Below are 11,302 nucleotides of genomic sequence, written 5' to 3' on the forward strand. Positions count from 1 at the left end.
AAAATCTTTTATGAACCCATCAAAAAATCGTTAAATTCTCTTCTTTTGATAAATCATTTCTATTCTAATGAAAGAGGATAAATCAAGCACTGAATTGGTCCTTCATCCTCAATAAAAACTACTCTGTGGTGTCCCTGGAACCATTGCTCAGACGTTAACTAGGACGTCAACTCTCCTCTTTGAGTTTCCTACTTTCAATCTATGAATTTCAAAAACCAAAGTTTTTTTAAATAAAAATCTGCTATTGTAAGTAAAAGTGCATGTCAGACATTGTCCAACATGCACAAACTTCTTTATAGCTCTCTAAAGCAAGTATTCAATGCATCTTTTATTGTTTCTACACCAACTATTTCAATACCTTGCGGAAAATCCCAGCCGCCGATATTCGAGGCTGGTATGAAGGCTCGTTTAAATCCGAGCTTCGCTGCCTCAATGACACGCTGTTCAATACGAGATACTCGACGCACCTCTCCCGTCAATCCTACTTCCCCAATAAAGCAATCGGTTGCTCCGACAGCTTGATCCTTAAAGCTTGAAACAATGCTTGTCAACACCGCCAAATCAATTGCAGGCTCATCAAGCTTCACACCGCCAGCAACTTTAATATATGCATCCTGTGCCTGTAGCATGAGCCCCATTCTCTTTTCAAGGACTGCCATAAGCAGTTGCACACGGTTTTGATCGACACCTGTTGCCATTCGTTTCGGATAATTAAAGCTTGTTGGTGTTACAAGCGACTGAATTTCAACTAAAATTGGTCGTGTACCTTCCATTGATGCAACAATTGTCGACCCTGCCGCTCCTTGTGAACGCTCCTGTAAGAACAACTCAGACGGATTTAAAACTTCCTTTAGGCCTCCTTGAAGCATTTCAAAAATAGCAATTTCATTTGTAGAGCCAAAGCGGTTTTTTTGGCTACGTAAAATACGGTGATTATGATGTCGTTCTCCTTCGAAATACAATACCGTATCAACCATATGCTCTAAAATACGTGGTCCTGCGATTTGCCCTTCTTTTGTTACATGTCCCACTAAAAAAATGGCAATTCCTTTTGTTTTTGCGATTCGCATGAGTTCCGCTGTACATTCACGCACCTGTGATACACTACCTGGTGCACTCGTTACCTCAGGATGAAAAACGGTTTGAATGGAGTCGACAATAACAAACTTTGGTTGCACATCATCAATCGTCTGATTTAAAAACTCTAAATTCGTCTCAGAATATATATAAAGCTCCTGAGATATCACGCCTAAACGCTCCGCCCGTAACTTTGTTTGACGAATAGATTCCTCACCAGAAATATAGAGCACGCGATGTCCCTTATTCGAAAGTAATGCAGATACTTGTAATAATAACGTCGACTTCCCAATCCCAGGATCACCCCCGATTAATACAAGAGAACCTGGCACGATGCCTCCACCCAACACTCGGTTAAGCTCACTCATTTCTGTTGCAACTCGTGATTCCTCAGCGGCTTCAACCTGCATAATAGGGAGAGCCTTTTGGGTAACTGTAGCAGAATGTTGGAATGCCCCTCGTGGTCCTTTTGCAACGACCTCTATCTCTTCAACCATCTTATTCCATTCCCCACACCCTGGGCATCTACCCATCCATTTCGCAGATTCATAGCCACAGCCTGAGCATACAAATTTCGTTTTTTTCTTTGCCAAAACGCCTTCACCTCGAATATTTGTTCTTATATTTATTATTGTACATAAAAAAAGACAGCTTGGCACTTAAAGCCTTGCTGTCTTTTTAAATCGCGATTATTTAGAAGTAGAAACTTCCTCTTTTTTCTTTACAACAAACTCATCATTCACATAATCAATGATAACTTGATTGCCCTTCTCTACATTACCTTTCAGTAGCTCTTCCGATAAACGGTCTTCTACTTGTTTTTGTAATGCACGGCGTAGTGGACGAGCACCATATTGAGGATCATAGCCTTCCTCAGCGATTTTCTCAAGAGCCGAATCCGTTAACTCTAACGTAATATCTTGCTCTTTCAGACGTTTTGTTAAAGCATTCGCCATCATCGCAACAATCTCTTTTAAGTGTTCTTTTTCTAGTGAGTGGAAGACGATCATTTCATCGATACGGTTTAAGAATTCTGGACGGAATGCTTTTTTCAATTCCTCCAGCATTGTACCCTTCATATCTTTATACTTCGTATCAGTACCACCTACATTGAAGCCAAGGTTTTTCTGATATTTTAAAGCATCCGCACCAACGTTTGATGTCATAATAACAACTGTGTTACGGAAATCTACCACACGACCTTTAGAATCCGTTAAACGGCCATCTTCTAGTACTTGCAGTAAGATATTGAAAACATCTGGATGTGCCTTCTCAATTTCATCTAGCAATACTACAGAATATGGTTTACGACGAACCTTTTCTGTTAGCTGACCACCATCATCAAAGCCTACATAGCCCGGAGGTGAACCAACTAAACGTGAAGTCGAATGTTTTTCCATGTACTCAGACATGTCAACGCGAATCATTGCGTCCTCATCGCCAAACATAACTTCAGCTAATGCTCTTGCAAGCTCTGTTTTACCAACCCCAGTAGGACCTAAGAAAATAAATGAACCAATTGGTCGTTTCGGATCTTTTAAGCCAGCTCTTGCACGACGAATGGCACGAGAAATTGCTTCTACTGCTTCTCCTTGACCTACAACGCGTTTGTGTAACTCTTCTTCAAGCTGTAATAACTTAGAAGATTCTTCAGAAGCAATTTTTGACACTGGAATTCCAGTCCACATAGAAACAACCGCTGCTACATCATCCACTGTAACTTTTGATTCAGCTTTCCCTTGCTCTTCTTTCCAATTTTTTCTTGTAGTTTCAATTTCATCTTTTAGCTTTTGCTCTGTATCTCTTAATGACGCTGCCTTTTCAAATTCTTGACCTGAGACAGCTGCATTCTTTTCAGAGCGTACATTTTCAAGTTTATCTTCAAGTGCCTTTAAGTTTGGTGGCACTGCGAATGAACGTAAACGTACTTTAGAGCCCGCTTCATCGATTAAGTCAATTGCCTTATCTGGTAAGAAACGATCAGAAATATAACGGTCTCCCATTTTCGCTGCCGCTTCAATTGCTTCATCGGTAATTTTCACACGGTGATGTGCTTCATAACGATCACGTAAGCCTTGAATAATTAGAATGGCTTCTTCTACAGTTGGCTCATCAACTTGAATCGGTTGGAAACGACGCTCTAATGCCGCATCCTTCTCAATATATTTACGATATTCATCTAGTGTTGTCGCACCAATACATTGAAGCTCACCACGAGCTAAAGATGGTTTTAAAATATTTGAGGCATCAATGGCACCTTCTGCACCACCTGCGCCGATTAATGTATGCAATTCATCGATAAATAAAATAACATTGCCTGCTTGGCGAATTTCATCCATTACTTTTTTCAAGCGATCTTCAAATTCACCACGATATTTTGTTCCAGCAACAACTGTCCCCATATCAAGTGTCATAACACGTTTGTCGCGAAGGATTTCTGGCACTTCATTATTAATAATTTGCTGTGCTAAACCTTCAGCAATAGCCGTTTTACCGACACCAGGCTCACCGATCAGTACAGGGTTATTTTTTGTACGGCGAGACAGTACCTCGATAACACGAGTAATTTCCTTGCTTCGACCAATGACCGGATCTAAAGTGCCTTCACGAGCAATTTGCGTTAAATCACGCGCAAGACTATCTAATGTTGGTGTATTTGCTGCCTGTGCAGCTTGTTGACCAGATTGAGCATTATCGTTATTACCTAATAACAATAGCACTTGCTGACGAGCTTTATTTAATCCGACACCAGCATTGTTTAATACACGAGCCGCTATACCTTCACCCTCACGAATAAGTGCTAATAGTAAATGCTCTGTGCCTATATAAGAATGACCTAATTTGCGTGATTCATCGACTGATAGTTCTATTACTTTTTTAGCTCGAGGTGTGTAGTGGACAATTGGACCAACATCCTCTTTACCTTTCCCTACGAGCTCTTCAATACCTGCTTCAATCATTTGAGGACTAATATCAATGGCTTCCAATGCTTTTGCAGCAATACCACCGCCTTCACGGATAAGCCCTAATAGAATATGCTCTGTTCCAATTGATTCGTGTTTCCAACGAATAGCCTCTTCTTGTGCAAGCTGTAAAACTTTTTGCGCGCGTTGTGTAAAACGATTAAACATCAAATGAACCCTCTCCTTTTTCCCCAATAATAGGCTTACTCATATTTTCTTGAAATAATGCCTCACGAAGCATTTCAGCTCGTGCGCGATCTCGCTCAGCAGGTGGCAAAACATCCCCTGCATAATGCTGTAAAAATCCAGGTTGCATACTGACAACACATTCGTTTAAAGTCGTCGCTTTAATACCTTTAATTAGCTGTAAATCAACCCCTAAACGAACATTTGATAGGCAAGTAGCCGCTTCCTCACTCGTTAAAATTCGAGCATGTGTTAAGGTACCTAAAGCACGGTATACGCGGTCTTCTAGGGCAAGCTCTGCTTTTTCCATTAACTTACCTCTTGCATGCCGTTCTTTCTGAATTATTTTTTCAGCGACACTTTGAATGTCCGCTAAAATATCATCCTCTGTTTTTCCTAGTGTAATCTGATTCGACACTTGGTAAACATTACCTAAATTTTCACTACCTTCTCCATATATTCCCCTCACTGTCATTCCTAATCGTGTCATTGCATTAATGATTTGATTCATCTGACCTGTGAGTGTAAGGGCTGGTAGGTGCATCATGACAGATGCTCGCAAACCAGTACCAATATTTGTTGGACAGCTTGTTAAATAACCAAATGTATCTCGAAATGCAAAAGGCAATGCTTTCTCTAAGATACGATCAATTTTATTGGCCTGTTCATATGCTTTTTGAAGTTGAAAACTGGCCGCCATACATTGAATGCGTAAATGGTCTTCTTCGTTCACCATAATGCTAGTTGATTCGTCATCAGATAAAAGTATGGAACCCACTAGCTCTTTTTTTGCAAGCTGAGGACTAATTAAATGTTTTTCAACAAGTATTTGACGCTGTAAAGATGTTAAATCCTTAATAGCAAAATAAGAGTAATTTTCTTGAAGTTTCGTACTATCCTTTATTGCATGTGTAACTGCCTGCTCCACCTGTAATGCCTCATTCTCTGTAAAAGCTAATGGAAAGCGATAACCATCTAAATTTCGAGCAAGACGGATGCGTGTACTAATGACAATATCTGAATAATCGTCCTCTACACTCATCCATATTGGTGTTGCACGTTCTAAAAACGATTCAATCATCACGACACATCACCGCCTTCAAATTGTAGCTGCTTCTCAAGTTCCTTGGCTTCATCACGAAGCTTGGCTGCCTCTTCAAAATGTTCTTCATCTACAGCAACCTTCATACGTTTACGAATATCTTCAATTTGCTTTTTGATAACATAAACATTGCTCCTGGCACCAGGCATTTTCCCTATATGTTGAGGACCAGCCTGGATACGGTTAAAGAGCTTCGGTAAGTGCTCGCTAAAGGTGTCATAGCAGCTAGGGCATCCAAATTTACCTTCTTTTAAAAACTGTTTATACGTAAATCCACATTGTGGACAGGTTTGCGGTTGTGGTTGCGCCTGCTGTTTTTCACCTACTTTTTGTTGCTGCCACGAAGGTGAGCCAAACCAATTGGATAATAGCTGTTGTATTGATACTGGCTCCTGTTTAAATTCTGCATGAAATGGATGGAACTGAGAGGCGCAGACGTCACAATAATGATGCTCCACCTTTTGACCACTTTGAACTTGTGTTACGGTAACTGTTGCATTACGTTGCTTACAATGTTCGCAAATCATTTCCATCACCTCTTTTATTTTTGCTGTTCATATTTAATCGTTGTTAGCATCGCTCGTAATATTCTTGACCGAATGTTATCCCGTAAAGGGAGTTGCAAATCTATAGTTGAGCGATCAACTGCCGCTAACATTATTTTCGCTTCTCGCTTTGAAATTACCTGCTCATCAATTAGTCGATAAACTAAATCTTCTGCCATTGTTTGCGATGCCCCACCTTCAATTTGCCTGAGGACATCGTCGATTAGATCAATTTGTGAATTCGCACGGACACGTAAAATTCGAATGTATCCACCACCACCACGTTTGCTTTCAACAAGGTAACCTCGTTCGGCAGTAAATCTTGTATTAATTACATAATTTATTTGTGAGGGCACGCACTGAAATTTATCTGCAATTTCACTACGTTTTATTTCAATATGCCCTTCTCCACCTAATTCAAGTACTTGCTTTAAGTAGCCTTCTATGATGTCTGATATATTACGCATTTTAGGAATACACCTCGCTTACTCCACTGACTTTGACTATCTTTGACTTTCTTTGAGTATATTATACAAAACGCTTGAAAATAATTGCAATTATTTCGCACACTGAAATGTCGAAAGCCCCGCTCATACCTATAATTTACCCTTATCATCAATGAAAAAAACGCAAGCATATGCCACTAGCATATACTTGCGTCTATAAAAATTATACCCAACGACCAACAATTGGATAACGCCAAGGCATATCAGATAAAGCCTTCACAATACCGATAATTGGGACAACGAATAACATAATTCCGAAGATAATTAAGAACGGAATACCAATTAGTAAAAAGCTTAAAATACTTGAAATTGCAATTAAAACCCACATTATAATTTGGAACAGCAATGCTTGGACGGAGATTGCTTTTATTTCTTCATCAGAACTAATTAAGAAAAATATAATTGGTACTATCCATGGCGCGAAAAACGCACTTGCGTGTATGATTACCTTAGACCATTTTGTTTCCATTTATATCAATCCTTCCTTATCATTTTATTTTGTTTTATGTACTTTATTTACGGATTTATACCCTAGATAGTTTCAACATTTTAATTGGATTTATATAAAATTTTTGAAAGGCATGTGATACTCAATGGAATTTAATAACACACTTGCAAACGAATATGAAAAAGGCATTCGCCGTACGCTACCTAGTTATGATGCGATGCTGCGTTTAACACAAACCTTTTATCAATCTACATTACCCGAGAAAGCTGATTTTTTAATCGTTGGTTCAGGAAGCGGCAATGAAATTTTACAGCTCGCTGAGAAAAGGGCTCATTGGTCATTTGTTGGCATAGATCCTTCTTCAGCAATGCTACAAATTGCTGAAGAACGTTTAAAACCTCTACCTAATAATATGTCTTTACATCAAGGCACTATACTAGATACTTTACTGCCTTCAGTGAAATTTGATGCTGCTAGCTGTATTTTAGTACTTCATTTTATCAATGATCATCAAGAAAAACTTGCAACATTAAAGGAAATAGCAAATAATTTAAAACCTGGTGCACCATTTGTGCTCGTCTCAAAATACGGGCAACTAGGTTCTTTAGAAACGGAGTTACAATTTGATTTGTGGCGTGCATATTGGCTACAGCATACAAAGCTATCACCATCAGAGGTAGCAGAAATGGAGAAATCCATACGTTCTCTTTCATTTATGCGTGAAGAGGACATTTTATCACTATTACAGCAGGCAGGCTTTACAAGATCATCTAGATTCTTTGCCACTACTTTATTTGGCGGTTGGATATGCTATAAAGAAGGCGAATAATGTGAAACTTTAATCATGGGGCTTTCTCCATCCATCACTGATGATTAGTCTTCACCAGTCGGACTTGTTAAATTCCCACCTTAATTTTTAGGTGGGAGTCTTGTGCCTGACGCTTCGCTTTCGGTACAGATAAATTATTGCCCGTTAGTACGAGATAAAATTTAAGGCGCTATTTGTTGTAAAGACAAACATACCTGTTAGGATAGAGTCAACAGAAGTGAGGTGAATGCTGTGATACGTACAATTGGAATTACAAAAAACCAACAGGTTATAAAGGACTTTCCACTTGAGGATATACACAAAAACGAATTTGAATGGTACTGGGTCGATTTTAATTGTCCGACCGATGATGAAGAACTACTGTTAGATACATTCTTCCACTTCCATCCACTTGCTATAGAAGATTGCTTAATGCGTTTACAGCGGCCAAAACTCGATTTTTATGATGATTTCCATTTCTTTGTTATTCAAAGGGTTAACGAAGAATTAATAGCTGAGGAAGTAAATATTTTTGTTTCTAATAAATTTATTGTTACATTCCATAAAAACGTAGCACCTGAAATAGATCGAGTACAAAAGATGCTAGAAAAACAGCCAAAGAATTGGGAACGAGGCACAGTATATTTAACGTATCAGGTAATCGATAAAATCGTTGATAGCTATTTTCCACTTGTCTATAAAATCGAGGATCATTTAAATGTACTTGAAGACGAGCTTACCTATCAAAATAACCCCAATGCCATGAAAATTGTGTTCGAATTCCGCAGTGATTTGCTTCATTTGCGTCGCACAATATTACCGATGCGTGATTTATTATATCGGATACTTAATTCTTATCGTTTTTCACTAAAAAAGTCTGAACGAGCTTACTTTGGCGATATTTACGATCATCTGCTAAAGCTTACAGAAATGGTAGAATCCAATCGTGAACTTACAGCTGATATGCGTGATAGCTATATGGCGATGAGCTCTAGCCGTATGAATGGCATTATGATGACATTAACTATTGTATCTACCATTTTCATTCCGTTAACATTTATAGCTGGTGTTTATGGTATGAACTTTGATAATATGCCTGAACTTCATGGTCGATATAGCTACTTTATCGTGCTTATTTTGATGATTTTAATTGCACTATTTATGCTCGTCATTTTTAAAATGAAAGGCTGGTTCAAATTATTTAAAACTTAGGCTTTTCAAGACCAGTAGTATTTACATCATTTCACAGGTTACATAAAAGCAAAGAATCTGCGAGTCCCTTCAGTTTTCACTCTGAAGAAGCAGCAGATTCTTGCTAATAACCTTATTTTTGCTTGGACGGCCCACGATCATCAATTTTATTTTCACTCTGCTGTGGAAATAAAAAGTATGCGAGTACCCCTGAAAATAATGTTGCACAAATTGTAATTAGTAATTGATCTAAATTTGGTACTTCAGCATAGTATTTTCTTAACATATAAACTGAGCCAATTGCTACAATTACCATGACTGGAATAACAAATTTAAAACGTTTTTTCTCCATGCAATCCCCCTCCTTAAACCTATTTTTTCCACGTACGATTTTTATCAATTTCGCCTTGGCTTAATTGCGTCCGAAGTCTTTATCTTCATTCAGTAGGTGTTTGAACATCCACTGAAAAGAGACCACATCAGCATTAATTCTTCACCTTCAGAGGTAGGATCTTGAAGATAAAGCTAAACAGTTCGTATTTTACATGTTTCCTATTTAGAATTCAATTTGCTCATTCTCTTTAAAAAAGTATATTTCATGGCGTTTAATCGACAATCGTCTGTCATTATTATAAAAAATTTTAGAAATAAACGAAATTTTTAACCAAATAACCAACAAAAAATAGTAAAATGATAAAATACAATATATTTAGGACGTTAACAAACTTTACAATTTTTACAAAGGGCCTTTATTGATATATTTATTTTGCATTTATAAAGAATGGAGCAAACAACAATGAGTTGGTTTACAAAAAACAGCAATGCTAGCTACTCAATAACGTTAACACCTGAGGCATTTCAGAACAATGTGCGTTTAGATGTTTCTAATCACCCTAGATTACAAAAACAATTGCAATTATTAGATTTATCGACTGAGGATTTAACCATTATTAAACAACTACAACCTTTAGCTAAGGATCTAATTCCTAAAATGGTAGAACAATTTTATACAGCGATTAGTTTAAGTCCGGAATTAGTTAATATTATTAATAGAACTTCACATATTAACCGTTTAAAGGTTACTTTACATAAACATTTAAGTGATATTTTTGAAAGCAATATTAATGACTCTTATATCAACGAACGAAAGGCAATTGCCGAGACCCATGTTCGCATTGGTCTACAGTCAAAGTGGTATATCGCTTCATTCCAGTCATTAACTTCAACTTTTACAAACTTTGTCAATGAGTTAGACATTTCTAAGAATGATGCAATTCGTGCCATTAATGCCTTCTGCAAAATTATTAACTTCGAGCAACAGCTTGTCATAGAGGCGTATGAAAAAGAAGAAGAACGCATTCGTACAGAAGCTGCTGAAACAAAGCACTCTCTTGTTACTACCATTCAAAAAACTGCAGAGGAGCTAAACTCAATTAGTGAGGAGACAGCAGCTTCGTTACTAGTCATCTCCTCTCAAACAGATGATATAGCAGTAGCTACTAAACAAGGTTTAAGCTTCGTTGCAGATACGCAGGATAAATCTAGACGAGGGCAACAGCAGCTACAAGAGCAGAACGATTTAATACAAGTCATTTTACAAAGTGTGAACAGTCTTGAGATAACAATGAACCAGCTACGTACTTCCTCTCAGAAGATTTCAGAAATTGTTGGACTTGTAACTGGTATTGCAGATCAAACAAATTTATTAGCACTAAATGCTTCTATTGAGGCAGCTCGTGCCGGTGAGCATGGGAAGGGCTTTGCTGTTGTTGCAGATGAGGTCCGTAAGCTTGCTGAAGAAACCAAAAATGCTGTGCAAAACGTTTCCCATCTCATTAAAGAAACGGAAAGTAATATTACAACAATGTCGAATTCCGTTATTAACGTTGACCAAAAGATTCAACATAGTGTAAATACACAACAAAGTTTATCAACATCATTTAATGATATTGCTGAAGCCGTTGCAGGGATTCAACAGCAATATGTTAATACATCACAAGATATTTCAGCCATCTCCAATTTAATAACTGAGCTGTCACAAGGAGCTACGCTTGTTTCTTCCTCTTCTGACTCGCTTATCAATGTTGTAAATGAGCTAAATGTGTAAAAGATGAAAACAGATGGACATTCGTATTTTGGAAAAACTTTATTAGGATTAGAAATTATTATACATTTTGTTCAAATCCCATATTCCTTAAATTTAGATAACAATTCCCTTATTTCGGGGAATTGTTTTATTTTTGTAATAATATGGATTATACTATTATTATCGAAAGGATTTTTGAACCTATCGAATTAAAACATGAGAATCTAACACTATTTATTTCTTCCGAAAAGTAAATGATAAAAGCAATTTTTGTAGATTGACATGGGGAAAACAATTGTAAAATGAGACAATTGAAAGTCTTCTAACATAATTTTTCAAGCGTGTTGATTAGGAAAAAAATAGGTTTATTATTGAGTGGTAAAAGGATTT

Annotated in this window: 10 protein-coding genes and 1 pseudogene; 4 read left to right on the forward strand and 7 right to left on the reverse strand. The window is 37.6% G+C overall.

From position 1 onward, the window contains the following. Positions 1–293: 293 nt before the first annotated feature. The 6 genes from radA to QRN68_RS08880 form a co-directional block, all read right to left on the reverse strand. Positions 294–1,670 carry a DNA repair protein RadA gene (gene radA, locus QRN68_RS08855; RefSeq protein ID WP_285396441.1) on the reverse strand — a complete coding sequence of 459 codons (1,377 nt, stop codon included), beginning with the start codon at positions 1,668–1,670 and terminating at the stop codon, positions 294–296. A 96-nt stretch (positions 1,671–1,766) separates the two neighbouring features. Further along, positions 1,767–4,211 (reverse strand): ATP-dependent Clp protease ATP-binding subunit, encoded by a 2,445-nt coding sequence (locus QRN68_RS08860; RefSeq protein ID WP_285396442.1) that lies wholly within the window; start codon positions 4,209–4,211, stop codon positions 1,767–1,769. Further along, entirely contained in the window at positions 4,201–5,310 is a 1,110-nt protein-coding gene (gene mcsB, locus QRN68_RS08865) for a protein-arginine kinase McsB (protein ID WP_285396443.1), read from the reverse strand. Before mcsB ends, QRN68_RS08860 begins: the two co-directional genes overlap by 11 nt. Beyond that, positions 5,307–5,855, reverse strand: coding sequence for a UvrB/UvrC motif-containing protein (locus QRN68_RS08870; protein WP_285396444.1), 549 nt, complete (start codon positions 5,853–5,855; stop codon positions 5,307–5,309). Before QRN68_RS08870 ends, mcsB begins: the two co-directional genes overlap by 4 nt. Before the next feature lie 14 nt (positions 5,856–5,869). After that, positions 5,870–6,340 carry a CtsR family transcriptional regulator gene (locus tag QRN68_RS08875; RefSeq protein ID WP_285396445.1) on the reverse strand — a complete coding sequence of 157 codons (471 nt, stop codon included), beginning with the start codon at positions 6,338–6,340 and terminating at the stop codon, positions 5,870–5,872. Positions 6,341–6,542: 202 nt separating this feature from the next. After that, on the reverse strand, positions 6,543–6,848 hold the full coding sequence (locus tag QRN68_RS08880; protein WP_285396446.1) for a DUF4870 domain-containing protein: 306 nt from the start codon (positions 6,846–6,848) through the stop codon (positions 6,543–6,545). A gap of 124 nt (positions 6,849–6,972) precedes the next feature. Here QRN68_RS08880 and QRN68_RS08885 point away from each other — a divergent pair, with 124 nt between their 5' ends. Together QRN68_RS08885 and corA are read left to right on the forward strand one after the other, a co-directional pair. Beyond that, on the forward strand, positions 6,973–7,656 hold the full coding sequence (locus tag QRN68_RS08885; protein WP_285396447.1) for a class I SAM-dependent methyltransferase: 684 nt from the start codon (positions 6,973–6,975) through the stop codon (positions 7,654–7,656). A 231-nt stretch (positions 7,657–7,887) separates the two neighbouring features. Then, positions 7,888–8,847, forward strand: coding sequence for a magnesium/cobalt transporter CorA (gene corA / locus QRN68_RS08890; RefSeq protein WP_285396448.1), 960 nt, complete (start codon positions 7,888–7,890; stop codon positions 8,845–8,847). A gap of 112 nt (positions 8,848–8,959) precedes the next feature. On the opposite strand, the gene QRN68_RS08895 is transcribed toward corA, so the two are convergent. Beyond that, entirely contained in the window at positions 8,960–9,178 is a 219-nt protein-coding gene (locus QRN68_RS08895) for a hypothetical protein (RefSeq protein WP_285396449.1), read from the reverse strand. Positions 9,179–9,622: 444 nt separating this feature from the next. Here QRN68_RS08895 and QRN68_RS27070 point away from each other — a divergent pair. Both QRN68_RS27070 and QRN68_RS27075 read left to right on the forward strand, forming a co-directional pair. Continuing rightward, positions 9,623–10,168 (forward strand): annotated as a pseudogene (locus QRN68_RS27070) (protoglobin domain-containing protein); the annotation flags it as partial. Positions 10,169–10,429: 261 nt separating this feature from the next. Continuing rightward, complete coding sequence (locus tag QRN68_RS27075; RefSeq protein ID WP_481817443.1) at positions 10,430–10,933, forward strand: methyl-accepting chemotaxis protein; 504 nt, start codon at positions 10,430–10,432, stop codon at positions 10,931–10,933. The last annotated feature ends 369 nt before the right edge of the window (positions 10,934–11,302 follow it).

It is taken from the genome of Lysinibacillus sp. fls2-241-R2A-57 (assembly GCF_030209535.1).
Taxonomy (GTDB): Bacteria; Bacillota; Bacilli; order Bacillales_A; family Planococcaceae; genus Lysinibacillus.

What these genes read in the sequence shown, in the direction of transcription:
- QRN68_RS08875 (WP_285396445.1), bottom strand. Translation starts at nt 6,340, where the DNA reads ATGCGTAATATATCAGACATCATAGAAGGCTACTTAAAGCAAGTACTT.
- QRN68_RS08880 (WP_285396446.1), bottom strand. Translation starts at nt 6,848, where the DNA reads ATGGAAACAAAATGGTCTAAGGTAATCATACACGCAAGTGCGTTTTTC.
- QRN68_RS08885 (WP_285396447.1), top strand. Translation starts at nt 6,973, where the DNA reads ATGGAATTTAATAACACACTTGCAAACGAATATGAAAAAGGCATTCGC.
- QRN68_RS08895 (WP_285396449.1), bottom strand. Translation starts at nt 9,178, where the DNA reads ATGGAGAAAAAACGTTTTAAATTTGTTATTCCAGTCATGGTAATTGTA.
- QRN68_RS08870 (WP_285396444.1), bottom strand. Translation starts at nt 5,855, where the DNA reads ATGATTTGCGAACATTGTAAGCAACGTAATGCAACAGTTACCGTAACA.